The organism is Pantoea nemavictus, from assembly GCF_037479095.1.
Lineage (GTDB): Bacteria > Pseudomonadota > Gammaproteobacteria > Enterobacterales > Enterobacteriaceae > Pantoea > Pantoea nemavictus.
Genome location: NZ_JBBGZW010000001.1, coordinates 2089863 through 2113958 on the forward strand (window position 1 = coordinate 2089863; position 24096 = coordinate 2113958).

General features: G+C 54.1%; 24 protein-coding genes. 20 read left to right on the top strand and 4 right to left on the bottom strand.

Annotation, left to right across the window (positions count from 1 at the left end; genetic code table 11):
- Nucleotides 1-29: 29 nt before the first annotated feature.
- From rsmG to WH298_RS09670, 18 genes are all read left to right on the top strand, one after another.
- Nucleotides 30-647 carry a 16S rRNA (guanine(527)-N(7))-methyltransferase RsmG gene (gene rsmG, locus WH298_RS09585; RefSeq protein ID WP_180822737.1) on the top strand — a complete coding sequence of 206 codons (618 nt, stop codon included), beginning with the start codon at nucleotides 30-32 and terminating at the stop codon, nucleotides 645-647.
- A gap of 713 nt (nucleotides 648-1360) precedes the next feature.
- Nucleotides 1361-1741, top strand: a complete 381-nt coding sequence (atpI, locus tag WH298_RS09590; RefSeq protein WP_180822738.1) for a F0F1 ATP synthase subunit I — start codon at nucleotides 1361-1363, stop codon at nucleotides 1739-1741.
- A gap of 8 nt (nucleotides 1742-1749) precedes the next feature.
- The gene (gene atpB, locus WH298_RS09595) at nucleotides 1750-2568 is read left to right on the top strand and encodes a F0F1 ATP synthase subunit A (protein WP_007893608.1); all 819 of its coding nucleotides are present in this window, start codon (nucleotides 1750-1752) and stop codon (nucleotides 2566-2568) included.
- 49 nt (nucleotides 2569-2617) lie between these two features.
- The gene (atpE, locus tag WH298_RS09600) at nucleotides 2618-2857 is read left to right on the top strand and encodes a F0F1 ATP synthase subunit C (RefSeq protein WP_003849523.1); all 240 of its coding nucleotides are present in this window, start codon (nucleotides 2618-2620) and stop codon (nucleotides 2855-2857) included.
- Between the two features lie 107 nt (nucleotides 2858-2964).
- The gene (gene atpF, locus WH298_RS09605) at nucleotides 2965-3435 is read left to right on the top strand and encodes a F0F1 ATP synthase subunit B (protein WP_007893603.1); all 471 of its coding nucleotides are present in this window, start codon (nucleotides 2965-2967) and stop codon (nucleotides 3433-3435) included.
- 14 nt (nucleotides 3436-3449) lie between these two features.
- Nucleotides 3450-3983, top strand: coding sequence for a F0F1 ATP synthase subunit delta (atpH, locus tag WH298_RS09610; protein WP_007893600.1), 534 nt, complete (start codon nucleotides 3450-3452; stop codon nucleotides 3981-3983).
- 14 nt (nucleotides 3984-3997) lie between these two features.
- Entirely contained in the window at nucleotides 3998-5539 is a 1542-nt protein-coding gene (gene atpA, locus WH298_RS09615) for a F0F1 ATP synthase subunit alpha (RefSeq protein WP_007893598.1), read from the top strand.
- A gap of 52 nt (nucleotides 5540-5591) precedes the next feature.
- A complete protein-coding gene (gene atpG, locus WH298_RS09620) occupies nucleotides 5592-6458 on the top strand; it encodes a F0F1 ATP synthase subunit gamma (protein WP_007893596.1) in 867 nt (288 codons plus the stop codon).
- Nucleotides 6459-6521: 63 nt separating this feature from the next.
- A complete protein-coding gene (gene atpD / locus WH298_RS09625) occupies nucleotides 6522-7919 on the top strand; it encodes a F0F1 ATP synthase subunit beta (RefSeq protein WP_007893594.1) in 1398 nt (465 codons plus the stop codon).
- Nucleotides 7920-7943: 24 nt separating this feature from the next.
- Nucleotides 7944-8363 carry a F0F1 ATP synthase subunit epsilon gene (locus tag WH298_RS09630; protein ID WP_007893591.1) on the top strand — a complete coding sequence of 140 codons (420 nt, stop codon included), beginning with the start codon at nucleotides 7944-7946 and terminating at the stop codon, nucleotides 8361-8363.
- Between the two features lie 163 nt (nucleotides 8364-8526).
- The gene (gene glmU / locus WH298_RS09635) at nucleotides 8527-9897 is read left to right on the top strand and encodes a bifunctional UDP-N-acetylglucosamine diphosphorylase/glucosamine-1-phosphate N-acetyltransferase GlmU (protein ID WP_007893589.1); all 1371 of its coding nucleotides are present in this window, start codon (nucleotides 8527-8529) and stop codon (nucleotides 9895-9897) included.
- A 142-nt stretch (nucleotides 9898-10039) separates the two neighbouring features.
- Nucleotides 10040-11869 carry a glutamine--fructose-6-phosphate transaminase (isomerizing) gene (gene glmS, locus WH298_RS09640; RefSeq protein ID WP_007893588.1) on the top strand — a complete coding sequence of 610 codons (1830 nt, stop codon included), beginning with the start codon at nucleotides 10040-10042 and terminating at the stop codon, nucleotides 11867-11869.
- Between the two features lie 176 nt (nucleotides 11870-12045).
- Nucleotides 12046-13089, top strand: a complete 1044-nt coding sequence (gene pstS, locus WH298_RS09645; protein WP_049852409.1) for a phosphate ABC transporter substrate-binding protein PstS — start codon at nucleotides 12046-12048, stop codon at nucleotides 13087-13089.
- An 89-nt stretch (nucleotides 13090-13178) separates the two neighbouring features.
- Nucleotides 13179-14141 (top strand): phosphate ABC transporter permease PstC, encoded by a 963-nt coding sequence (gene pstC, locus WH298_RS09650; protein ID WP_049852408.1) that lies wholly within the window; start codon nucleotides 13179-13181, stop codon nucleotides 14139-14141.
- Nucleotides 14138-15025 carry a phosphate ABC transporter permease PstA gene (pstA, locus tag WH298_RS09655; RefSeq protein WP_049852407.1) on the top strand — a complete coding sequence of 296 codons (888 nt, stop codon included), beginning with the start codon at nucleotides 14138-14140 and terminating at the stop codon, nucleotides 15023-15025. Before pstC ends, pstA begins: the two co-directional genes overlap by 4 nt.
- A 43-nt stretch (nucleotides 15026-15068) precedes the next feature.
- Nucleotides 15069-15842 carry a phosphate ABC transporter ATP-binding protein PstB gene (pstB, locus tag WH298_RS09660; RefSeq protein ID WP_007893584.1) on the top strand — a complete coding sequence of 258 codons (774 nt, stop codon included), beginning with the start codon at nucleotides 15069-15071 and terminating at the stop codon, nucleotides 15840-15842.
- 14 nt (nucleotides 15843-15856) lie between these two features.
- The gene (phoU, locus tag WH298_RS09665; protein WP_007893583.1) at nucleotides 15857-16591 is read left to right on the top strand and encodes a phosphate signaling complex protein PhoU; all 735 of its coding nucleotides are present in this window, start codon (nucleotides 15857-15859) and stop codon (nucleotides 16589-16591) included.
- Nucleotides 16592-16710: 119 nt separating this feature from the next.
- Nucleotides 16711-17949 carry an MFS transporter gene (locus WH298_RS09670; RefSeq protein WP_007893577.1) on the top strand — a complete coding sequence of 413 codons (1239 nt, stop codon included), beginning with the start codon at nucleotides 16711-16713 and terminating at the stop codon, nucleotides 17947-17949.
- A gap of 172 nt (nucleotides 17950-18121) precedes the next feature.
- Here WH298_RS09670 and yieH read toward each other — a convergent pair whose 3' ends face one another.
- Nucleotides 18122-18784: a 6-phosphogluconate phosphatase gene (gene yieH / locus WH298_RS09675; protein ID WP_049852406.1), complete on the bottom strand. Its 663-nt coding sequence runs from the start codon at nucleotides 18782-18784 to the stop codon at nucleotides 18122-18124.
- A 152-nt stretch (nucleotides 18785-18936) separates the two neighbouring features.
- Between yieH and WH298_RS09680 the strand changes: the two genes are divergently transcribed.
- On the top strand, nucleotides 18937-20250 hold the full coding sequence (locus tag WH298_RS09680) for an NCS2 family permease (protein ID WP_180822739.1): 1314 nt from the start codon (nucleotides 18937-18939) through the stop codon (nucleotides 20248-20250).
- Between the two features lie 32 nt (nucleotides 20251-20282).
- Here the strand turns inward: WH298_RS09680 and WH298_RS09685 are convergent, their stop codons facing one another.
- On the bottom strand, nucleotides 20283-21029 hold the full coding sequence (locus WH298_RS09685) for a 4'-phosphopantetheinyl transferase family protein (RefSeq protein WP_049852404.1): 747 nt from the start codon (nucleotides 21027-21029) through the stop codon (nucleotides 20283-20285).
- A 296-nt stretch (nucleotides 21030-21325) separates the two neighbouring features.
- Here WH298_RS09685 and WH298_RS09690 point away from each other — a divergent pair, with 296 nt between their 5' ends.
- On the top strand, nucleotides 21326-21835 hold the full coding sequence (locus WH298_RS09690; RefSeq protein WP_180822740.1) for a flavin reductase family protein: 510 nt from the start codon (nucleotides 21326-21328) through the stop codon (nucleotides 21833-21835).
- 47 nt (nucleotides 21836-21882) lie between these two features.
- Here WH298_RS09690 and WH298_RS09695 read toward each other — a convergent pair whose 3' ends face one another.
- Both WH298_RS09695 and mnmE read right to left on the bottom strand, forming a co-directional pair.
- Complete coding sequence (locus tag WH298_RS09695; RefSeq protein ID WP_007893569.1) at nucleotides 21883-22473, bottom strand: malonic semialdehyde reductase; 591 nt, start codon at nucleotides 22471-22473, stop codon at nucleotides 21883-21885.
- A 199-nt stretch (nucleotides 22474-22672) separates the two neighbouring features.
- The gene (gene mnmE, locus WH298_RS09700; RefSeq protein WP_180822741.1) at nucleotides 22673-24037 is read right to left on the bottom strand and encodes a tRNA uridine-5-carboxymethylaminomethyl(34) synthesis GTPase MnmE; all 1365 of its coding nucleotides are present in this window, start codon (nucleotides 24035-24037) and stop codon (nucleotides 22673-22675) included.
- Nucleotides 24038-24096: the final 59 nt, after the last annotated feature.

Here is a 24096-nt window from a genome sequence, read left to right on the forward strand (position 1 = left end):
AACTCGCCCACGTTAATGGAATTCTCGTTGTGATCAACAAACTCTCCTCGCTGCTGAAAGCGGCAAACATTTCCCTTACCGATCAACAAAAACAACAGTTGGTAGGCTATGTTGAATTGCTGCATAAGTGGAATAAAGCCTACAACCTGACTTCGGTGCGCGATCCACAGCAGATGCTGGTGCGTCATATTCTCGATAGCGTGGTGGTTGAGCCGCATCTGCAGGGCGAACGCTTTATTGATGTTGGCACAGGGCCGGGTCTGCCGGGTATTCCGCTGGCCATCGTGCGTCCTCAGTCGCATTTCACCTTGCTGGATAGCCTCGGCAAACGCGTGCGTTTTCTGCGCCAGGTACAGCATGAGTTAGGACTTACTAACGTCACGCCGGTGCAGAGCCGCGTTGAAGAGTTCCCATCTGAACCACCGTTTGACGGCGTTATAAGCCGTGCATTTGCTTCGCTGGAAGACATGTTGAACTGGTGTCATCATTTGCCGGGCCGCGAAGGCCGCTTTTATGCCTTAAAAGGTGTGCGTCCGGATGATGAGATTTCCGCGTTGCCTGCTGGCTTTATGGTAGAAAAAATTCAGCCGTTACGGGTACCCGAATTAGATGGTGAACGTCATCTGGTGGTGATTTCCCGGCAATAGCCTTTAAAACGGTATGGATATAAGCCCGTTCATGCCGTTTGTCTTAGCGAATGTGCTGAATGAAAAAGCAGCGATTGAACACTTTAAGATAAAGGCTTTTATTTAGCAGGGCAGGGTGAGGGAGTTAACATCCTCGCCGGAAATTATCCGAAAAGCTCTGTTACATTTAACGATTAGTTCACATTTCATTATCACTTAGATCACTTTATTGCGTGTATTTACCTGGCCGAATAATCACTGTTGAAAATATAACTCTGCAATAAATTGGCGTGCGTAATATCAATTTTACGTTTTTATTGCAGCACATGATGTCAATAGAGTGTTTTTATCGAAAATCCTGATTCAGCACGTAAGTAATAATTTTAACCGAATGATAAGTAAGTGCTTTAACCCGTTTTTGAATCGAATGATTCTTGTCATAAACAAATTTTCTTAGTTATTCCTTGTTTATTATGTGATCTAAAGCACGCTTTAAAAGCAAGTTGAATGGGCGATTTCAGACTTTCAGCGAAGCATTGTCGGAAGTCGATGTTTTGAAAAAGAGTCCTTCAGAAAGAAATTTAAATAATTGTTCACCTTTTCGCTACTTACCGATTGAAATCGCAGGTGGCGCCCGTATAATTTGCACGGCTTTTGCTGCTTGACTCAAATGAGTAAAGGCAGTCTTATACGACACGCGACATACCCCGTTCGGGGCAGGAGAGTTCAGCGTCATGTCAGTGTCTCTTTACAGTGTGAAATTAGCCCGGGCCGTGCTGATCATTCAGCTGGTGACCTTTGTCATCATCGGTGCGCTCTTTACCCTGAAAGAGGTCACCTGGGGCGCCTCCGCCATCGCCGGTGGAGTGGCAGCCTGGCTGCCGAACGTGTTGTTTATGTTTTTAGCCTGGCGCCTGCAGGATCAAACGCCTGCGAAAGGCCGTGTTGCCTGGAGCTTCGCCCTCGGGGAAGTGTTCAAGGTGTTTACAACGGTCATTTTTCTCGCGGTGGCGTTGGGTGTGTTTCGAGCGGTCTTCTGGCCACTCGCAATCACGTGGTTATCGGTGCTGGTGGTGCAGATCGTCGCTCCGGCTGTAATTAACAACAAAGGGTAAGAGGCATCATGGCTGCTGGAGAAATCTCTACTCCGCAAGAATACATAGGTCACCATCTGAATAATCTTCAGTTGGACCTGCGTACTTTCGAGTTGGTGAATCCGCACGACGCTCCTGCGACGTTCTGGGTATTAAATATCGATTCCATGTTTTTCTCTGTGGTGCTGGGACTTATTTTCCTGGTGTTGTTCCGCAAAGTGGCCAAAAGCGCTACCAGCGGTGTTCCAGGGAAATTACAAGCGGCTATCGAACTGGTTGTCGGCTTCGTTGATAACAACGTGCGCGACATGTACCACGGTAAAAGCAAACTTATCGCCCCGCTGGCTCTGACGATTTTCGTCTGGGTCTTCCTGATGAACTTCATGGATCTGCTGCCTATCGATTTGCTGCCGTTTATCGGCGAGCACTATTTAGGCCTGCCGGCGCTGCGCGTCGTGCCGTCTGCAGACGTGAACATCACGCTGTCTATGGCGCTGGGCGTATTTATTTTGATTCTGTTCTACAGCATCAAAATGAAAGGCATTGGTGGCTTCACCAAAGAGTTGACGCTGCAGCCTTTTAATCACCCGATCTTCATCCCCATTAACCTGATTCTTGAAGGTGTTAGCCTGCTGTCCAAGCCTGTTTCACTGGGTCTGCGACTGTTCGGTAACATGTATGCGGGTGAGCTGATCTTTATCCTGATTGCCGGCTTGCTGCCGTGGTGGTCGCAGTGGTTGTTGAATGTGCCTTGGGCCATTTTCCACATCCTGATCATTTCGCTGCAGGCTTTCATTTTCATGGTCCTCACGATCGTCTATCTGTCGATGGCATCTGAAGAACATTGATTTTTATCTCAACACTTAAGCTTTTAACTGAAACAAACTGGAGACTGTCATGGAAAACCTGAATATGGATCTGCTGTACATGGCTGCCGCTGTGATGATGGGCCTGGCGGCAATCGGTGCTGCGATCGGTATCGGCATCCTCGGAGGTAAATTCCTGGAAGGCGCCGCGCGTCAACCGGATCTGATCCCTCTGCTGCGTACGCAGTTCTTTGTTGTAATGGGTCTGGTGGATGCTATCCCGATGATCGCTGTAGGTCTGGGTCTCTACGTGATGTTTGCTGTCGCTTAAACCTGGTAGCCTTGTTCACTCATGGCACCTGGTGTGATGAGGGACGGATTCTGCCGTTTATCTCTGATAGCGGCAGAGCAAGTTAACTTAATAAGAGGCATTGTGCTGTGAACATTAATGCAACAATCCTCGGCCAGGCCATCGCGTTCATTCTGTTTGTCGCGTTCTGCATGAAGTACGTATGGCCGCCGATTATGGCTGCCATCGAGAAGCGCCAGAAAGAAATTGCTGAAGGCCTTGCTTCTGCTGAGCGCGCGAAGAAAGATTTAGATCTCGCGCAGGCCAATGCGACCGACCAGCTGAAAAAAGCCAAAGAAGACGCTCAGGTCATTATCGAGCAGGCGAACAAACGCCGTGCCCAGATTCTGGACGAAGCCAAAACTGAAGCTGAGACTGAACGTAACCGCATCGTGGCACAGGCGCAGGCAGAAATTGATGCCGAGCGTTCGCGTGCCCGTGAAGAGCTGCGTAAGCAAGTCGCGTTGCTGGCATTAGCTGGCGCCGAGAAAATCATCGAACGTTCCGTGGATGAAGCTGCTAACAGCGACATCGTTGATAAACTGGTCGCTGAACTGTAAGGAGGGAGGGGCTGATGTCTGATCTTATTACTGTAGCTCGCCCCTACGCCAAAGCAGCTTTTGACTTTGCTGTTGAGCATCAAAGCATCGATCGCTGGCAATCAATGCTGGCGTTTGCCGCAGAAGTGGCTCGCAACGAACAGATCGCAGATCTTCTTTCCGGTGCGCTTGCACCGGAAGCGTTATCTGCTTCTTTCATTGCAGTTTGTGGCGATCAACTTGATGAAAACGCCCAGAACCTGATTAAGGTGATGGCCGAAAACGGACGTTTGACAGCGCTTCCAGCGGTACTGGCTCAGTACATTCAACTGCGTGACGCTCATGAAGCGACAGCGGAAGTTGATGTGATTTCTGCCAGCACGCTGAGTGACAGTCAGCTGACTAAAATCAGCGCCGCGATGGAAAAACGTCTGTCACGTAAAGTTAAGCTGAATTGCAAAATTGATAAGTCTGTAATGGCAGGTGTGGTTATCCGTGCGGGTGACCTGGTCATTGATGGCAGCGTACGCGGCCGTCTTGATCGTCTGGCAGACGTCTTGCAGTCTTAAGGGGACTGGAGCATATGCAACTGAATTCCACCGAAATCAGCGAACTGATCAAGCAGCGCATTGCTCAGTTCAATGTCGTGAGTGAAGCTCACAACGAAGGTACTATTGTTTCTGTAAGTGACGGTATCATCCGCGTACACGGCCTGGCCGATGTTATGCAGGGTGAGATGATTGCCCTGCCGGGCAACCGTTACGCTATCGCACTGAACCTCGAGCGTGACTCGGTTGGTGCAGTAGTGATGGGCCCGTATGCTGACCTCGCGGAAGGCATGAAAGTTAAATGTACGGGTCGTATTTTAGAAGTTCCAGTTGGCCGCGGCCTGCTGGGTCGTGTGGTGAACACCCTGGGTGCACCGATCGACGGTAAAGGCGCAATCGAAAACGACGGCTTCTCGCCTGTTGAAGTGATTGCACCGGGCGTTATCGACCGTCAGTCAGTAGACCAGCCTGTTCAGACCGGTTACAAATCTGTCGATGCGATGATTCCAATCGGCCGTGGCCAGCGTGAGCTGATCATCGGTGACCGTCAGACCGGTAAAACCGCAATGGCAATCGACGCCATCATCAACCAGCGTGATTCAGGCATCAAGTGTGTCTATGTTGCGATTGGCCAGAAAGCGTCAACCATTTCTAACGTCGTTCGCAAACTGGAAGAGCACGGCGCGCTGGCTAACACCATCGTCGTTGTCGCTTCTGCTTCTGAATCTGCAGCACTGCAGTACCTGTCACCGTACGCCGGTTGTGCGATGGGTGAGTACTTCCGTGACCGCGGTGAAGATGCACTGATCGTATACGATGACCTGTCTAAGCAGGCTGTTGCTTACCGTCAGATTTCTCTGCTGCTGCGCCGTCCACCAGGTCGTGAAGCTTTCCCTGGCGACGTGTTCTATCTCCACTCTCGTCTGCTGGAGCGTGCATCACGCGTTAGCGCTGACTACGTTGAGCGCTTCACCAACGGTGAAGTGAAAGGCCAGACCGGTTCATTGACCGCACTGCCAATCATCGAAACTCAGGCGGGTGACGTTTCCGCGTTCGTTCCGACCAACGTAATCTCGATTACCGATGGTCAGATCTTCCTGGAATCGAACCTGTTCAACTCCGGTATTCGTCCAGCCGTTAACCCGGGTATCTCTGTATCCCGTGTTGGTGGTGCTGCACAGACCAAGATCATCAAGAAACTGTCCGGTGGTATCCGTACCGCGCTGGCACAGTATCGTGAACTGGCTGCGTTCTCTCAGTTCGCTTCCGATCTGGACGATGCAACACGTAAACAGCTGAGCCACGGTCAGAAAGTGACCGAGCTGCTGAAACAGAAACAGTATGCGCCGATGTCAGTCGCGCAGCAGGGTCTGGTGCTGTTTGCTGCTGAGCGCGGCTATCTGAACGATGTTGACCTGGCGAAAGTCGGCAGCTTCGAAGCCGCTCTGCTGGCGTTCGCGGATCGCGATCACGCTGAGCTGATGGCTGAAATCAACCAAGCGGGTAACTTCAATAACGAAATCGAAGAGAAGCTGAAAGGCCTCCTCGAAACGTTTAAAGCAACCCAGTCCTGGTAATGTCTGGCGGCTTGTCTGAAAAGGCAGGCCGCAAGGCTTTGAGGAGAAGCTAATGGCCGGCGCAAAAGAAATACGTAGTAAGATCGGAAGCGTAAAAAATACGCAGAAGATCACCAAAGCGATGGAAATGGTCGCCGCCTCCAAAATGCGTAAAACGCAGGAACGCATGGCGGCCAGCCGTCCGTATGCAGATACCATGCGCAAAGTGATTGGTCACCTTGCTCTGGGTAATCTGGAATACAAGCACCCTTACCTGGATGAGCGTGACGTTAAGCGCGTCGGCTACCTGGTCGTTTCGACTGACCGCGGGCTTTGTGGTGGTTTGAACATTAACCTGTTCAAAAAATTGCTGGCAGATATGAAGGGCTGGGCTGATAAAGGTGTGCAGAGCGATCTGGCCGTTATTGGTTCTAAAGGCAATTCATTCTTCGGCTCTGTAGGTGGCAACATCGTGGCACAAGTCACCGGTATGGGCGATAAGCCTGCACTGTCTGATTTGATCGGCCCGGTAAAAGTGATGTTGCAGGCCTATGATGAAGGTCGCATCGACAAGCTGTATATCGTTGCCAACAAGTTTAATAACACCATGTCTCAGACTCCGACCATTACCCAACTGCTGCCGTTACCGCCAGCGGAAGGTGAAGAAGAGATGAAGGCGAAGACCTGGGATTACCTGTACGAACCCGATCCGAAAGCGCTGCTGGATACCCTGCTGCGCCGTTATGTCGAATCGCAGGTTTATCAGGGTGTGGTGGAAAACCTGGCCAGTGAGCAGGCCGCACGTATGGTTGCGATGAAAGCTGCAACCGATAACGGCGGAAACCTGATCAAAGAGCTGCAGTTGGTTTACAACAAAGCTCGTCAGGCCAGCATCACCCAGGAACTTACCGAGATCGTCTCGGGAGCCTCCGCGGTTTAACCAGGCATATATCCTGTCGCGCGAGCGCGGCTGGGTATTTTCGTATTAGGTAGAGGATTCAAGATGGCAGCTGGAAAGATTGTCCAGATTATCGGCGCCGTAGTTGACGTCGAATTCCCTCAGGACGCGGTACCGCAGGTATACAGCGCTCTCGAGGTGAAAAATGGTGATGCTCGTCTGGTGCTGGAAGTTCAGCAGCAGCTGGGTGGTGGCGTGGTTCGTACCATTGCCATGGGTACTTCTGACGGCCTGAAGCGCGGTCTGGAAGTTACCGACCTGAAAAAACCTATCCAGGTTCCGGTTGGTAAAGCAACCCTCGGCCGTATCATGAACGTATTGGGTGAGCCAATCGACATGAAAGGCGACCTGCAGAATGACGATGGCAGCGCATTAGAGGTTTCCTCTATTCACCGCGCAGCACCTTCATATGAAGATCAGTCTAACTCGCAGGAACTGCTGGAAACCGGCATCAAGGTTATCGACCTGATGTGTCCGTTCGCTAAGGGCGGTAAAGTCGGTCTGTTCGGTGGTGCGGGTGTAGGTAAAACCGTAAACATGATGGAGCTGATCCGTAACATCGCGGCTGAGCACTCAGGTTATTCGGTCTTTGCTGGTGTGGGTGAGCGTACTCGTGAGGGTAACGACTTCTACCACGAAATGACTGACTCCAACGTTATCGATAAAGTAGCGCTGGTGTATGGCCAGATGAACGAGCCGCCGGGTAACCGTCTGCGCGTAGCACTGACCGGTTTGACCATGGCGGAAAAATTCCGTGATGAAGGCCGTGACGTTCTGCTGTTCATCGACAACATCTATCGTTACACCCTGGCCGGTACTGAAGTATCAGCACTGTTGGGTCGTATGCCATCTGCGGTAGGTTATCAGCCGACGCTGGCAGAAGAGATGGGTGTGTTGCAGGAGCGTATTACCTCCACCAAGACCGGTTCAATCACCTCTGTACAGGCCGTTTACGTTCCTGCGGATGACTTGACTGACCCGTCACCAGCAACCACCTTTGCTCACTTAGACTCAACCGTTACGCTGAGCCGTCAGATCGCCTCTCTGGGTATCTACCCAGCCGTTGACCCGCTGGATTCTACCAGCCGTCAGCTGGATCCACTGATCGTGGGTCAGGAGCACTATGACGTTGCGCGTGGCGTGCAGTCTCTGCTGCAGCGTTACCAGGAACTGAAAGACATCATCGCCATCCTCGGTATGGACGAGCTGTCTGAAGAAGACAAACTGTTGGTGGCACGTGCGCGTAAGATTCAGCGCTTCCTGTCTCAGCCGTTCTTCGTTGCTGAAGTCTTCACCGGTTCTCCAGGTAAATACGTTACCCTGAAAGACACCATCCGTGGCTTCAAAGGCATCATGGAAGGCGAATTCGACCACCTGCCAGAGCAGGCGTTCTACATGGTCGGCGCTATCGAAGAAGCCGTAGAAAAAGCGAAGAAACTGTAATTTCGGTTTCCCAGGAGGAATGGTATGGCTATGACTTATCATCTGGACGTGGTCAGCGCGGAGCAACAAATGTTCTCCGGTCTGGTTCAGCGCATCCAGGTGTCAGGTAGCGAAGGTGAGCTGGGTATTCGTCCTGGCCACGCCCCGCTGCTGACAGCCATCAAGCCTGGTATGATTCACATCGTGAAACAGCACGGCGAAGAGGAGTATATCTACCTCTCTGGCGGCGTGCTGGAAGTACAACCTGGCAGCACCACCGTTCTGGCTGACACCGCGATTCGCGGTGAAGACCTTGACGAAGCGCGCGCGCAGGAAGCGAAACGTAAAGCGGAAGAGCACATGAACAGCAGCCACGGCGACGTGGACTATGCTCAGGCTTCTGCGGAGCTGGCGAAAGCCATCGCGAAACTGCGTGTTATCGAGCTGACCAAAAAAGCGATGTAATCAGGCTTTATGCGTCACGAAATGCCAGCCCTTTGGGCTGGCATTTTTTTTGCCTGGCGTTTGCTGCAGCGCGATGACACCCGCTAATTTCGACCTGAGAAAAATGTAGTAATCTCAGGGTTAAACCTTACACTTTCGAAAGTTGAAGAGAATCAGGATAGTTATGTCTACGAACGCGATGAGTGTGGTGATCCTGGCCGCTGGCAAAGGCACCCGAATGTATTCCGACCTGCCTAAAGTTCTGCACACCCTTGCAGGAAAACCGATGGTCCAGCACGTGATTGATGCCGCAACAGGTTTGGGCGCACAGCAGATCCATCTGGTTTATGGCCATGGCGGTGATTTACTGCAATCAACATTGGCGGATAACGCACTTAATTGGGTGTTGCAGGCAGAACAGCTCGGCACCGGCCATGCGATGCAGCAGGCGGCCCCTTTCTTTGCTGATGACGAAGATATCCTGATGTTGTACGGCGATGTGCCACTGATCTCGCAAGCCAGCTTGCAACGTCTGCGTGACGCTAAACCGGCTGGTGGCATTGGTTTACTCACCGTGGTTTTGGATAACCCCACCGGTTACGGCCGCATCGTGCGTGAAAACGGCACGGTGACTGGCATTATCGAGCAGAAAGATGCATCGGCAGAACAGCTAAAAATCCAGGAAATCAACACTGGCATCCTGATTGCCAACGGCGGCGATCTCAAGCGCTGGCTGGCGCAGCTCAACAACAACAATGCGCAGGGCGAATTCTATATCACCGATATCATCGCCATGGCGCATCGTGAAGGCCGGGTGATCAATGCGGTACACCCGGCGCGTATCAGTGAAACCGATGGGGTAAATAATCGCCTGCAGCTGGCAACACTTGAGCGCGTATATCAAAGCGAGCAGGCAGAAAGGCTGCTGCTGGCGGGTGTGATGCTGCGCGATCCGGCACGTTTCGATCTGCGCGGCTCGCTGCAGCATGGACGTGATGTTGAGATCGATACCAACGTGATCATCGAAGGCGAGGTCACGCTTGGCAACCGCGTCAAAATTGGCGCAGGCTGCATCATCAAAAACAGCGTGATTGCGGACGACTGTGAAATCAGCCCCTATTCGGTACTCGAAGATGCCACCTTAGCCGCTGCCTGTACGGTTGGACCTTTCGCGCGTCTGCGTCCGGGCAGCGAGTTGGCTGAAGCAGCCCACGTCGGCAACTTCGTTGAAATGAAGAAAGCCACGCTGGGTAAAGGCTCCAAAGCCGGTCATCTCTCCTACCTTGGCGATGCGGAAATTGGCGCGGGCGTGAATATTGGCGCCGGCACCATTACCTGCAATTACGATGGCGCCAACAAATCCAAAACCATCATCGGCGACAACGTGTTTATCGGTTCAGATACACAGCTGGTGGCACCTGTCAGCGTGGCGAGCGGCGCGACTATTGCCGCCGGCACCACCATAATGAAAGATGTGACAGCCGCTGACCTTGTCTATAACCGTAAAGAGCAGAATCAGAAGTCTGGCTGGCAGCGCCCGGTAAAGAAAAAATAAATTTTAAGGGCCGACAATGATCGGCCCATTAGCAGTGCCATAACTATATCCCCTTCTCTACAAGGCTCGGGGAACCGGCAACGCCGGAAATCAGGTCGTATGACAACGCAATGGCCAAAAGCCATGAAGTCAGGAAATTACTATGTGTGGAATTGTTGGTGCAGTAGCGCAGCGTGACATCGCAGAAATTCTGCTGGAAGGTTTGCGTCGTCTTGAGTATCGCGGTTATGACTCTGCCGGTCTGGCAGTGGTTGATCGACAGGGGCACATGACGCGCCTGCGTCGTCTGGGCAAAGTGCAAAATCTGGCGGAAGCGGCAGAACAACAGCCGCTGATTGGTGGCACCGGCATCGCGCACACGCGCTGGGCGACCCACGGTGAGCCGTCAGAGGCCAATGCGCATCCGCATGTTTCTGAGCACATCATCATCGTGCACAACGGCATCATTGAGAACCATGAGCCGCTGCGCGCCCAGTTGCTTGAGCGCGGCTATCACTTTGCCTCAGAAACCGACACTGAAGTGGTGGCGCATCTGGTGCATTGGGAGCAGAAGCAGGGCGGCACGTTGCGTGAAGTGGTATTGCGCGTGATCCCGCAACTGCGTGGCGCTTATGGCATGGTGATAATGGACAGCCGCGATCCATCGCTGCTGGTGGCGGCGCGTTCCGGTAGCCCGCTGGTGATTGGCCGTGGCGTGGGTGAAAACTTTATCGCTTCCGATCAACTGGCCTTACTGCCGGTGACGCGCCGCTTCGTTTATCTGGAAGAGGGCGATATCGCGGAGATCACCCGCCGCGAAATCACTATCATCGATCGTGAAGGCAAGCCCGCTAAGCGTGCTGAAATCGAATCGACCGCACAGTACGATGCCGGTGATAAAGGCATCTATCGTCACTACATGCAGAAAGAGATTTACGAGCAGCCAAATGCGATTAAAAACACCTTAACCGGGCGTTTTAATCACGGTGAAGTCGATCTCAGCGAGCTGGGCGCGGATGCCGAGAAGCTGCTGAGCCAGGTCGAACACATTCAGATCATTGCCTGCGGCACCTCATACAACTCCGGCATGGTGTCGCGCTACTGGTTTGAATCGCTGGCCAACCTGCCTTGTGATGTGGAGATCGCCTCCGAATTCCGCTATCGCAAATCCGCGGTACGCAAAAATAGCCTGCTGATCACGCTGTCACAATCGGGTGAAACCGCCGATACGCTGGCCGCGCTGCGTCTGTCGAAAGAGCTGGGTTATCTCGGTTCGCTGGCGATCTGTAACGTGGCTGGTTCATCGCTGGTGCGTGAGTCAGATTTGGCGCTGATGACCAAAGCCGGCACCGAAATTGGTGTTGCTTCGACCAAAGCCTTCACCACGCAGCTGGCGGTGTTGCTGATGTTGGTGGCGAAACTCGGTCGTCTGCACGGCATGAAAGCCGAAACCGAGCACGAAATTGTGCATGCGCTGCAGGCATTGCCAAGCCGTATCGAGCAGATGCTGGCGCAGGATAAAGTGATTGAAAGCCTGGCGGAGGGTTTCTCGGATAAACATCACGCGCTGTTCCTTGGGCGTGGCGATCAGTATCCCATCGCCATGGAAGGTGCGCTGAAGCTAAAAGAGATCTCCTATATCCACGCCGAAGCCTATGCGGCAGGCGAGCTGAAGCATGGTCCGCTGGCGTTGATTGATGCGGATATGCCGGTAATCGTGGTGGCGCCAAACAACGAACTGCTGGAAAAGCTGAAATCCAACATTGAAGAGGTACGCGCGCGCGGCGGTTTGCTGTATGTGTTTGCCGATCAGGATGCCGGTTTCAGCGACAGCGAGGGCATGAAAATCATCTCACTGCCACACGTAGAAGAGGTGATTGCACCGATCTTTTACACTGTGCCGTTACAGCTGCTTTCCTATCACGTAGCGCTAATTAAAGGCACCGATGTAGACCAGCCGCGTAACCTGGCAAAATCGGTTACCGTAGAGTAATCAGTCATCAGAGTGGGCCCGCAACGGGCCCGCTTCATTTCCGCATGCTGTCATATAACTGTCACATTTCGTACATTTCACTGTCATCAAACTGTCCTATTTTCCCTCCAGCAGCAATCACTAACTCCTACTAAAAAGGCATTGAGCCTGATTTTTTTAAATCCCCTGGAGGGAACATGACACTGATGCGTAGCACCGTAGCCCGAATCCTCGCCGCCACCTTCGCAGTAAGCGCGGTCTCTGCTTTTGCAGCAACCGATCTGACGGGCGCAGGCGGGACATTCCCGGCACCGGTTTATGCCAAGTGGGCAGCCGAGTATCAGCAAGCCACCGGTAGCAAAATCAACTATCAGGGTATCGGTTCTTCAGGCGGCGTGAAGCAAATCATCGCGAAAACCGTCGATTTCGGTGCGTCAGATGCGCCAATGAAAGAAGAAGATCTGCAGAAAAATGGCCTGTTCCAGTTCCCTACCGTCATCGGTGGTGTGGTGCTGGCGGTTAACATCCCAGGTGTGAAATCAGGTGAATTGACTCTCGACGGTAAAACCGTGGGTGATATCTACCTCGGCACCATCAAAAAGTGGAACGACCCGGCAATCACTAAACTGAACCCAGGCGTGAAACTGCCAGATTCCAACATTAACGTGGTCCGCCGCGCTGACGGTTCCGGTACTTCATTCGTCTTCACCAGCTACCTGGCGAAAGTGAACGAAGAGTGGAACAGCAAAATTGGTAAAGGTAACACCGTTAACTGGCCAACCGGTCTGGGCGGCAAGGGTAACGACGGCGTAGCCGCTTTCGTACAGCGTTTGCCGGGTTCGATTGGCTACGTAGAGTACGCTTACGCCAAGCAGAACAACCTGACCTACACCAAACTGGTTGATGCCGACGGTAAAGCGGTAGCACCAAGCGAAGAGAGCTTTGCTAACGCGGCGAAAGGCGCAGACTGGAGCAAAACCTTTGCTCAGGATCTCACCTTCCAGAAAGGCAACGATGCCTGGCCAATCACCTCAACTACCTTCATCCTGATTTATAAAGATCAGGCTAACGCTGAGAAAGGTAGCGAAGTGCTGAAGTTCTTCGACTGGGCTTACAAAGGTGGCAGCAAAACCGCAACCGACCTGGATTATGCAGCGCTGCCAGAAAGCGTCGCTAACCAGATTCGTGCAGCGTGGAAAGCCAACATTAAAGATAGCTCCGGTAAAGCGCTGTACCAGTAACCGATTTACCTGGCCAGCCGAGACGGTTGGCCAACCCCAATGGGCGGCATGCGTGCTGCCCTGACATCCTCCTGAGAACAGAGAATTCTATGGCTGCCACTAAGCCGACGTTCAAAGCCCCCGGTAAACAAGGCGACATGATTTTCGGCGCGCTGGTTAAGCTGTCCGCGCTTATCGTGTTGCTGTTGATGGGTGGCATTATCGTCTCCCTGATTTTCTCCTCCTGGCCTAGCATCCAAAAATTTGGTTTCTCCTTCCTGTGGAATAAAACCTGGGATGCGCCGAACGAACAATTTGGTGCGCTGGTACCGATTTACGGCACCCTCGTCACCTCGATTATTGCCCTGATCATTGCCGTGCCGGTGAGCTTCGGCATTGCGCTGTTCCTGACGGAACTGGCGCCAGGCTGGCTGCGTCGCCCGCTGGGCACCGCCATTGAGCTGCTGGCAGCGATCCCGAGCATTGTTTACGGCATGTGGGGCCTGTTTGTTTTTGCCCCGCTGTTCGCCGAATATTTCCAGACGCCGGTTGGTAATGTGATGTCGAATATCCCGATTGTCGGCACGCTGTTCTCTGGCCCGGCTTTTGGTATCGGTATCCTGGCGGCGGGCGTGATTCTCGCCATCATGATCATTCCGTACATCGCCTCGGTGATGCGTGACGTGTTTGAGCAGACGCCGGTAATGATGAAAGAGTCGGCTTACGGTATCGGCTGCACCACGTGGGAAGTGATCTGGCGCATCGTACTGCCGTTCACCAAAAACGGTGTGATCGGCGGCGTTATGCTCGGCCTGGGGCGCGCTTTGGGTGAAACCATGGCGGTAACCTTCATCATCGGGAACACCTACCAGCTCGACAGCCCATCGCTGTTTATGCCGGGCAACAGTATTACCTCCGCGCTGGCCAACGAATTTGCTGAAGCGGAATCCGGCGTGCACGTAGCGGCACTGATGGAGCTGGGTCTGATTCTGTTCGTGATTACCTTTATCGTGCTGGCGATCTCCAAACTGATGATCCTGCGACTGGCGAAGAGTGAAGGAGCCCGTTCATGACCGTTATTGAAGTGCAGGCTCGCGCTGAGCTGGAAGCATCGCGCCGCAAAATGCAGGCGTGGCGCAGTACCAAAAACAAAATTGCCCTGACGCTGTCGCTGCTGACCATGGCTTTCGGCCTGTTTTGGCTGGTGTGGATTCTTTTCACTACAGTGACGCGCGGTGTCGATGGTTTGAGCTGGTCGCTGTTTACCGAATCGACTCCGCCACCCAATACTGCCGGTGGTGGTTTGGCCAACGCCTTAGTCGGCAGTGGCTTACTGATTTTCTGGTCGACGATCATCGGAACGCCGCTCGGCATCATGGCCGGGATTTATCTGGCGGAATATGGCCGTAAACACTGGCTGGCAGAAGTGATTCGCTTCATCAACGATATCTTGCTGTCCGCACCCTCGATAGTGGTGGGTCTGTTCGTCTACACCATCGTGGTGGCGCAGATGCAGCACTTCTCCGGCTGGGCCGGCGTGGTGGCGCTGGCGCTGTTGCAGATACCGATTGTGATTCGTACCTCCGAGAACATGCTGCGTCTGGTGCCAGACAGCATGCGTGAAGCGGCTTATGCGCTGGGTACGCCGAAGTGGAAGATGATTTCAGCCATTACGCTGAAAGCCTCTGTTTCCGGCATCATCACCGGTGTGCTGTTGGCTGTAGCGCGTATCGCCGGTGAAACCGCTCCGCTGCTGTTCACTGCGCTGTCGAACCAGTTCTGGAGCACCGACATGATGCAGCCGATCGCGAACCTGCCGGTCACCATCTTTAAATTCGCCATGAGCCCGTTTGCCGAATGGCAAAGCCTGGCGTGGGCGGGTGTGCTGATTATTACAGTGTGCGTGCTGCTGCTGAACATTGCGGCGCGTGTGATTTTCGCCAAGGGCAAACACTAATTTCCCGGCGCGGCTTCGGCGGCGCTGCTTATGAGAGACGAGAATGAGTAACGTGACTTCATCAGCCGGTAAAATTCAGGTCCGTAATCTGAACTTCTATTACGGTAAGTTTCACGCGCTGAAAAACATCAACCTGGATATCACTAAAAACCAGGTCACCGCGTTTATCGGCCCATCAGGCTGCGGTAAATCCACGCTGCTGCGCACCTTCAACAAAATGTACTCGCTCTATCCCGAGCAGCGTGCAGAAGGTGACATCCTGCTGGATGGCGATAACATTCTGGCATCTAATCAGGATATCGCCCTGCTGCGCGCGCGCGTTGGCATGGTATTCCAGAAGCCGACGCCGTTCCCGATGTCGATTTACGACAACATCGCCTTCGGCGTACGTCTGTTTGAAAAGCTGTCGCGCGCCGATATGGACGAGCGCGTGCAGTGGGCGCTGACCAAAGCGGCGCTATGGAATGAAACCAAAGACAAGCTGCATCAGAGCGGTTACAGTCTTTCCGGCGGTCAGCAGCAACGTTTGTGTATCGCTCGCGGTATCGCGATTCGTCCGGAAGTCCTGTTGCTGGATGAGCCGTGTTCAGCGCTCGATCCCATCTCAACCGGCCGTATCGAAGAGCTGATCACCGAGCTGAAGCAGGATTACACCGTGGTAATCGTGACCCACAACATGCAGCAGGCCGCGCGTTGTTCTGATCACACCGCTTTTATGTATCTGGGCGAGCTGATTGAGTTTAGCGATACCGATACTTTGTTCACTAAGCCCGCACAGAAGCAGACCGAAGATTACATCACCGGTCGTTACGGCTGATTCAGGAGACGCACATGGATAATTTAAATCTGAACAAACACATCTCCGGTCAGTTTAATGCGGAGCTGGAGCACATTCGCACGCAAGTGATGATTATGGGCGGCATGGTTGAGAAGCAGCTGATGGATGCCATCACCGCGATGCACAACCAGGATGGCGAGCTGGCGCGTCACGTGATCGACGGCGACCAGAAGGTCAACATGATGGAAGTGGAGATTGATGAAGCCTGCGTGCGCATCATCGCCAAACGTCAGCCTACCGCCAGCGATTTACGTCTGGTGATGGCGATCATCAAAACCATTTCAGAGCTGGAACGCATTGGCGATGTGGCGGAGAAAATCAGCCGCACCGCGCTGGAGAAATTCAGCCAGCAGCATCTGCCGCTGCTGGTAAGCCTCGAAGCGCTCGGTCATCACACCGTGCAGATGCTGCATGACGTGCTGGATGCGTTTGCGCGCATGGATCTCAACGAAGCCATCAAAATCTACCGTGAAGACAAGAAGGTAGATAAAGAGTATGAAGGCATCGTGCGTCAGCTGATGACCTATATGATGGAAGATCCGCGTACCATTCCCAGCGTGCTGACCGCGCTGTTCTGCGCGCGCGCCATCGAGCGTATCGGTGATCGCTGCCAGAACATCTGCGAAATTATTTTCTATTTCGTCAAAGGTCAGGATTTCCGTCATGTGGGCGGCGACAAGCTGGATGAACTGCTGTCGGGTGACGACGGTAGCAATAAACCCTCTTGATTATCGCTTTGGCGACCCGTTGCCACTGTGGCTAACGGGCCGCCTGCTTAAATTCTGCCTGTTCTCAACGATTCCCTCTCTTTATACTTGGCGCACTTTTTTCTGCAAGGTGCTGCCGCATGTCCTCCCCAACTCCTACAAAACAAGCCATAACGCCGGCGAAAGCCATGGTGGCTGCCATCAGCGGCTACGCGATGGACGGATTCGATCTGCTGATACTCGGCTTTATGCTGCCGGCGATCAGCGTCTCGCTGGCGCTCGATCCTTCTCAGGCGGGTTCCCTGGTGACCTGGACACTGATCGGTGCGGTGATCGGCGGCATTGTATTTGGTCATCTGAGCGATCGTTATGGCCGCATCCGTATTCTCACCATAACCATTTTGATGTTCTCGGTATTCACCGGTCTGTGCGCCGTGGCGCAGGGTTATTGGGACTTGCTCGCGTACCGTACGCTGGCAGGCGTGGGGTTGGGCGGCGAGTTCGGCATCGGCATGGCGCTGATTGCCGAAGCCTGGCCGAAAGAGAAGCGCAATCGCGCCTCGGCATGGGTTGGCATTGGCTGGCAGCTTGGTGTGCTGCTGGCGGCCTTTATCACGCCGCCGCTGCTGAGCGTGATTGGCTGGCGCGGCATGTTCCTCGTCGGGTTGCTGCCGGCGCTGGTCTCGTTTGTGATTCGTCGCAGCATGGGCGAGCCGGAAGGCTTTACCCGCCACGTTGAGAAAACGCCGCAGCTCTCTTTCGCTGCGCGTATTAAATTGCTGTTCGCCGATCGCGCGACCAGCAAAGCCAGTCTGGGGATATTCATCCTTTGCTCAGTGCAAAACTTTGGTTATTACGGGCTGATGATCTGGATGCCAAGCTATCTCTCCTCCAACTTCGGTTTCAGCCTGACCAAATCTGGCTTGTGGACCGCGGTGACGGTGGTGGGCATGACGTTCGGTATCTGGCTATTTGGCGTACTGGCCGATCGCTTCGCGCGCTGGAAAATCTTCCTGCTGTACCAGTTCGGCGCGGTGGTGATGGTGGTGGTGTACGCACAGCTGCGCGATCCAACGGTGATGCTGTTTACTGGCGCGCTGATGGGGATGTTTGTGAACGGTATGATTGGCGGCTACGGCGCGCTGATTTCAGATACCTTCCCGCCGCAGGCACGTGCGACAGCACAAAACGTGTTGTTTAATCTTGGGCGTGGCGTGGGTGGTTTTGGTCCGCTGGTGATTGGTTTGCTGGCCACCAACATCTCTTTCACCGCCGCGATTACGCTGCTGGCGCTGATTTATCTGCTGGATATCGTTGCCACCCTGTTCCTGCTGCCGAAGAAGCAGAGCAACGAGGATTCGCTGGGGGCGATTGGCTGATTTGGATTGTGCTGGCTGTCCTTTCTTCGGTGCGTGCTGGCTGCCCCCCACCTCAGTCCTCCCCCACGAGTGGGGGAGGATGATGCTGCTATAGGGTAGTTGGGGAGTTGCATGTGGCAGCGTCTCCTTCCCCCACTCGTGGGGGAAGGCCGGGATGGGGGACAGCCAGCACCTACCCCACCAAATCCCACCCACGCGCTCGCCACAGATCCGGCAACTGCGCCATATCATCAAAGCGCGTCACCAGCGGATGATCTAACTCGGGATTGTGCGCATCGGCGCAGTAGTAAAACACCGGAATCCCGGCGGCGATTCCCGCACGTGCGCCCGCCTCGGAATCATCTACCAGAATGCATTGCTCAATCGGCACCTGCATCTGCTCGGCCGCGTGATACATCAGCTCCGGATCGGGCTTCCAGTGGTTAATGTCATAACCGCTGTACAATTTCCCCTCCAGATACGGCAGCATGCCGGTTAATCCCAGCGAATGTTGCATCTTCTTTACCGTGCCGTTCGAAACCACGCACATTGGCACTTTTACGCGCTCCACCAGCGCTTTGGCACCGTCAATCGGCTTTAAATCGAGATCGAACAGTCTCGCCACTTCGGCGCGATAGGCGGTTTCCACCTCTTCAAGCGGCAACTCAACCTGATGTTCTGCCGCCACGTCGCGGATGATGTCGTAGAGCTTCACCCCTTTATATTGCTCAAACATCTGCTGCAGCGAGAGCTCAATACCGTAGCGGGCAAAGGTGTTGACGTAAGATTGCGTACAGATTACTTCGCTGTCGACCAGCGTACCGTCGCAATCAAAAAAAATACATTCAACCGACATCGCACATCATCCTTTTGTTAAACAATAAGCTGACACTCTAGCTTACTGAGCGCAGAAAGCGACCCTGAGCAACCGGTTGCGAATAATCAGTGTTTTGCCGCGCCAAACTCTATACGATACGCGGCGATAAATTTTTTCATCGGAACAGTGAAATGAATAATCAGGGTCTTTTGCAGCGCATCTTCAAACTGCAGGAACACGGCACCACCGTGCGTACAGAAGTGATCGCCGGGTGCACCACTTTCCTGACGATGGTCTACATCGTCTTTGTTAACCCGCAAATTCTTGGTGTGGCGGGCATGGATACCCAGGCTGTCTTTGTGACCACCTGCTTAATTGCCGCGTTCGGCAGCATCCTGATGGGGCTGGTGGCGAACCTGCCAGTGGCATTGGCGCCGGCGATGGGCCTCAATGCCTTCTTCGCCTTTGTGGTGGTCGGTGCAATGGGCTACTCGTGGCAGATTGGCATGGGCGCGATTTTCTGGGGCGCATTGGGTCTACTGATCCTCACGCTGCTGCGCGTGCGTTACTGGATGATTGCGAATATTCCGCTGAGCCTGCGCGTGGGCATCACCGCCGGTATTGGCCTGTTTATCGCCATGATGGGGCTGAAAAATGCCGGCATCATCGTGCCGAACGCCGATACTATCGTTGCCGTCGGCAATCTGACCTCGCACAGCGTGCTGCTCGGTGCGCTTGGCTTCTTTATCATCGCTATTCTGGCTTCGCGTAACATTCATGCGGCGGTGCTGGTGTCGATTGTGGTGACCACCGCGCTGGGCCTGATAATTGGCGATGTGAAATTCAGCGGCGTGTTTGCGGCGCCGCCTGCTATCACCTCCGTAGTGGGCCAGGTCGATATCAAAGGCGCGTTCAACATTGGTATGGCCGGTGTGATCTTCTCCTTTATGTTGGTTAACCTGTTCGACTCATCCGGCACGTTGATTGGCGTGACGGATAAAGCCGGACTGACCGATGAGAAAGGCACTTTCCCGCGCATGAAGCAGGCGCTGTATGTCGATAGCATTAGTTCCGTCACCGGTTCACTGATCGGCACCTCTTCTGTTACCGCTTATATTGAAAGCTCGTCCGGCGTGGCGATCGGCGGACGTACTGGCTTGATGGCGGTGATTACCGGGATTCTTTTCCTGCTGGTGATGTTCCTGTCACCGCTGGCCGCGATGGTGCCATCCTATGCGGCGGCGGGTGCGCTGATTTACGTTGGCGTGCTGATGACGGCATCGCTATCTCGCGTGCAGTGGGACGACCTCACCGAAGCGGTTCCGGCGTTTGTCACTGCCGCAATGATGCCTTTTAGCTTCTCGATCACCGAAGGCATCGCGCTGGGCTTTATCTCTTACTGCGTGATGAAAGTAGGTACCGGCCGCTGGCGTGAAATCAGCCCGTGCGTGGTGGTGGTTGCTCTGCTGTTCGTGCTGAAAATCGTCTTTATCGACGCCCACTAAACCAATAAAGGCCGCGACTGCGGCCTTTATTACTATGGATGCCCCATCTCATGCGGTGTGACCAAGCTGGTCAGGCGCAAGGTGCGCGGCCCCATGTTGGGTTTGCTCATCTCGACATCGCGTAGCGATTGCCATTGCTGCGCGCCATCAATCTCCCACAGGCGTAAGCGTTCGGTGCCTGGCGACAGCGCACACGACCACACCAGTGTAGGTTCGGCATCACATACCGCCTGAATATCGGGAAACACGGTAGAGCGCAGTCGGCCAGCTGCGGGATGCAAACGCAGGGAATCAATGCCGCTATCAGATTCGCCGGTGAGCTTAAGAATGCTTTGGCGCAGCGTCCAGATTTGCGTCAGCGCTTCCATGAAATCCTGCTGCGCGTTGATCCAGGCTTTTTCGCCGGAGGAGAGATCCTGCGTCAGCATCTCTTGAGTTTGACGGCTGTGGGCGCGCACAATTTCCATATCCAGCCCAGCGCGTCCGCCTTCTTCCGCCAGCAGCACGCCAATGGTATTGCCGGCGTAGGAAATACTGAAATCCGGTAGCGTGGGATCAGCAAAACGAGGACGTCCGCTGCTGGTGGTGATCAGCTGCGGAAGTTCATGAATGCCATAGACGCGCAGCATTAACTGCGCCAGCAGTTCGCGCGCCGCTAAAAAGCGTCCGCGCCGCTTATCAGCGAAGCGGTCGGCACTGTTGATCACATCCTGTGGAACCCGCATGTTCTCTGAAGAGAAGGGCGGATTACCTATCCAACGAACAAAATGACTAGCCATCTGTCGCTCCGTGAAAATGGTCGAATAATCATCAGTGCTATTGTAAGAATTTTCTCATGGGTTTGCATCCGGCTTAAGAGGGATAAGACGATATTTCAGATAAGGACGAAGCCGAGCGACAATCCCATTTGGCAACTTTGCATAGAACGCTTTTGCAGATTCATCGCTGAACGGGTGCCGAACGGTCTGATGTGGTGTAGGATTTGGACAGTAAAAAAGGCACATTGAAGTGCGCTAACCCATTTATTCATCTGCCAATCGTGCGTATCTTAGAAGCATGCACGTCGGAGTTTTCTATGTCAGTTACCGCTATTACTCGCCAGGAATCGATCTCTCTTGATGAGTTTCGTCACGGCATGCGTCGCTTAACGGCGGGCGTTTCTCTGGTTACCACCGAATTTCAGGGCGAAAAGCTGGGGCTGATTGCTACATCAGTCAGCTCGCTGGCTGCTGAGCCGCCAAGTCTGCTGGTGTGCGTCAATCGCAGTGCATCCAGTCATGATGCCTTTATCGAAGCCGGCCATTTTGCCGTTAACGTGCTGCGTGAACAGCATGATGACCTGTGTGCCCAGTTCAGCCAATCTTCTCGCCGGTCCGAGCGTTTTCAAAATGGCGCCTGGCAGACGCTGAATACTGGCTCGCCGATCCTGGCTGATGCGCTGGTGAGCTTTGATTGTCAGTTGGAGAAAGTGGTGGAGTGGAACACGCACAGCGTGCTGCTGGCGCGGATTGTTGGCATCGCTCTGCCTGGTGAAGCGGCAGAGCCGATGATCTACTTCAACAGCGGTTTCCATTCACTGGGCTAACCGCGCAGGAATCGGCGTCATGGGTTAAGCCCGACGCCTTTTCTCACTCAGGCAAAGGTGCTGGCTTCATCAAAGCCAAGACGCGGCAAACGCGCGTGCAGTTTGCTGGCTTCGCCGTAGCCCAGATTAATCAGTAAATTCACCTGCCATTTGCTCTCGCTGAAGAACGCTTCGTTCACTTTTGACGGATCGAAACCGGACATCGGGCCCGCATCCAATCCCAGCGAACGCGCTGCCAGAATCAAATATCCTGCCTGCAGGCTGCTGTTACGGAATGCTGTCTCTTTCGCCAGGTCTGGGCTGCTGGTGAACCAGCTGCGTGCATCGCCATGTGGAAACAGCTTTGGCAACGCTTCGTAGAATTCCGGATCCCACGCCACAATCACCGTCACCGGCGCCGCCATGGTTTTGTCGACATTGCCAGACGAGAGCGCCGGTTTCAGCTTCTCTTTGCCTTCCTGCGACGTCACAAATACAAAACGACCCGGCGAGCAGTTAGCAGAAGTCGGCCCCAGCGCGGTCAGGTTATAGAGCTGCTTCAGCACCTCTTGAGAAATCGGTTTGTCCTGCCAGTAACTGTGGGTGCGGGCTTCATTAAACAGCGCGTTCAGCGCCACGCTGTCGAGCGTTGTACTCATGTTTCTCTCCTGTTCGGGCGGCAATGTGCGCCCAATATTTAGCATGAATAGTGAATGTACCCGGCAGGACCGGTTAGCCGGGCAGTGATCGTTATACTGCAAAGCGCAAGGGGAGCCAAATAACAAAGACGCATGGAAGGTTCTTGGCGGGAGAATTGCAGGTAGCTCAGAGAGCTACCTGTTGAAAGCCAGGGAAGTCTTACTTACCAATACAGAAACTGGAGAAGATTCGTCCCAGCAGATCATCGGAGGTGAATTCACCGGTGATTTCGCTTAGCGCCTGTTGCGCTAAACGTAACTCTTCCGCCAGTAATTCGCCGGCCCACGCGCCTAACAGCTGATGTTTACCCTGTTCTAAGTGCGTTGCGGCTAACTCCAGCGCTTGCAGATGACGGCGACGGGCGAGGAAGCCGCCTTCCATGTTGCCAGCAAAGCCCATGCTCTGTTTCAGGTGATCGCGCAGCGCTTCCACGCCTTCACCGGTACGCGCCGAGAGACGAATCAGTGAGTGACCATTCACTTCAGTGAGACCCAGCACTTCGCCAGTCATATCCGCTTTGTTGCGTACCACGGTAATTGGCAGCGCATCCGGCAAGCGCGCGACAAAATCGGGCCAAATAGCGGCGGCTTCGGTCGCATCCGTTGTGGTGCCATCGACCATAAACAGCACGCGGTCGGCCTGCTCGATCTCCTGCCAGGCGCGTTCGATACCAATTCGCTCCACTTCATCGCTGGCTTCGCGCAAACCGGCGGTATCGATGATGTGCAGCGGCATGCCGTCGATATGGATATGCTCACGCAGCACGTCGCGCGTGGTGCCAGCGATATCGGTGACAATCGCCGCTTCGCGCCCGGCTAAGGCATTCAGCAGGCTCGATTTACCGGCATTCGGACGACCGGCAATGACCACTTTCATCCCTTCGCGCAGCAGGCTGCCCTGACGCGCTTCGGCACGCACGCCGTTGAGATCGCCGATCACCACATTGAGCTGTGCTTCAATTTTGCCGTCGGAAAGGAAATCGATCTCTTCATCCGGGAAGTCGATGGCCGCTTCCACATAGATGCGCAGGTGAGTAAGTGCTTCCACAAGCGCGTTGATGCGCAGGGAAAATGCGCCCTGCAGCGAGTTTACTGCGGAACGGGCTGCTTGCTCTGAGCTGGCATCGATCAGATCGGCAATCGCTTCGGCCTGTGCCAAATCGAGTTTGTCGTTGAGGAAGGCGCGTTCCGAGAATTCGCCCGGCTGAGCAATACGCAAGCCGGGCAGCGCCACGATGCGTTTGAGCAGCAGGTCGAGAATTACCGGACCGCCGTGGCCTTGCAGCTCCAATACATCTTCGCCGGTAAAGGAGTTCGGGCCAGGAAACCACAGCGCAATGCCCTGATCGAGCACGCTGCCATCGACATCGCTAAAAGGCAGATAGTCGGCGTAGCGCGGTTTCGGCAGCTTGCCTAACACGGCTTGCGCCACGTCAGCGGCTTTGGCACCGGAAATACGCAGAATGCCGACGCCGCCGCGGCCGGGAGGCGTCGCCTGGGCAACAATGGTGTCGCTGTGGCTCATGATTCCACCTTAAACTTTTAGGGTATTAATAAATAAAAATAGGGCGACATAAATGTCGC

What these genes read in the sequence shown, in the direction of transcription:
- pstB (WP_007893584.1), top strand. Translation starts at nt 15,069, where the DNA reads ATGAGTAACGTGACTTCATCAGCCGGTAAAATTCAGGTCCGTAATCTG.
- WH298_RS09695 (WP_007893569.1), bottom strand. Translation starts at nt 22,473, where the DNA reads ATGAGTACAACGCTCGACAGCGTGGCGCTGAACGCGCTGTTTAATGAA.
- pstS (WP_049852409.1), top strand. Translation starts at nt 12,046, where the DNA reads ATGACACTGATGCGTAGCACCGTAGCCCGAATCCTCGCCGCCACCTTC.
- WH298_RS09690 (WP_180822740.1), top strand. Translation starts at nt 21,326, where the DNA reads ATGTCAGTTACCGCTATTACTCGCCAGGAATCGATCTCTCTTGATGAG.
- pstA (WP_049852407.1), top strand. Translation starts at nt 14,138, where the DNA reads ATGACCGTTATTGAAGTGCAGGCTCGCGCTGAGCTGGAAGCATCGCGC.
- atpA (WP_007893598.1), top strand. Translation starts at nt 3,998, where the DNA reads ATGCAACTGAATTCCACCGAAATCAGCGAACTGATCAAGCAGCGCATT.
- atpH (WP_007893600.1), top strand. Translation starts at nt 3,450, where the DNA reads ATGTCTGATCTTATTACTGTAGCTCGCCCCTACGCCAAAGCAGCTTTT.
- phoU (WP_007893583.1), top strand. Translation starts at nt 15,857, where the DNA reads ATGGATAATTTAAATCTGAACAAACACATCTCCGGTCAGTTTAATGCG.
- atpB (WP_007893608.1), top strand. Translation starts at nt 1,750, where the DNA reads ATGGCTGCTGGAGAAATCTCTACTCCGCAAGAATACATAGGTCACCAT.
- WH298_RS09685 (WP_049852404.1), bottom strand. Translation starts at nt 21,029, where the DNA reads ATGGCTAGTCATTTTGTTCGTTGGATAGGTAATCCGCCCTTCTCTTCA.
- atpI (WP_180822738.1), top strand. Translation starts at nt 1,361, where the DNA reads ATGTCAGTGTCTCTTTACAGTGTGAAATTAGCCCGGGCCGTGCTGATC.
- glmS (WP_007893588.1), top strand. Translation starts at nt 10,040, where the DNA reads ATGTGTGGAATTGTTGGTGCAGTAGCGCAGCGTGACATCGCAGAAATT.
- pstC (WP_049852408.1), top strand. Translation starts at nt 13,179, where the DNA reads ATGGCTGCCACTAAGCCGACGTTCAAAGCCCCCGGTAAACAAGGCGAC.
- WH298_RS09670 (WP_007893577.1), top strand. Translation starts at nt 16,711, where the DNA reads ATGTCCTCCCCAACTCCTACAAAACAAGCCATAACGCCGGCGAAAGCC.
- atpD (WP_007893594.1), top strand. Translation starts at nt 6,522, where the DNA reads ATGGCAGCTGGAAAGATTGTCCAGATTATCGGCGCCGTAGTTGACGTC.
- atpE (WP_003849523.1), top strand. Translation starts at nt 2,618, where the DNA reads ATGGAAAACCTGAATATGGATCTGCTGTACATGGCTGCCGCTGTGATG.
- atpG (WP_007893596.1), top strand. Translation starts at nt 5,592, where the DNA reads ATGGCCGGCGCAAAAGAAATACGTAGTAAGATCGGAAGCGTAAAAAAT.
- glmU (WP_007893589.1), top strand. Translation starts at nt 8,527, where the DNA reads ATGTCTACGAACGCGATGAGTGTGGTGATCCTGGCCGCTGGCAAAGGC.
- WH298_RS09630 (WP_007893591.1), top strand. Translation starts at nt 7,944, where the DNA reads ATGGCTATGACTTATCATCTGGACGTGGTCAGCGCGGAGCAACAAATG.
- mnmE (WP_180822741.1), bottom strand. Translation starts at nt 24,037, where the DNA reads ATGAGCCACAGCGACACCATTGTTGCCCAGGCGACGCCTCCCGGCCGC.
- WH298_RS09680 (WP_180822739.1), top strand. Translation starts at nt 18,937, where the DNA reads ATGAATAATCAGGGTCTTTTGCAGCGCATCTTCAAACTGCAGGAACAC.
- yieH (WP_049852406.1), bottom strand. Translation starts at nt 18,784, where the DNA reads ATGTCGGTTGAATGTATTTTTTTTGATTGCGACGGTACGCTGGTCGAC.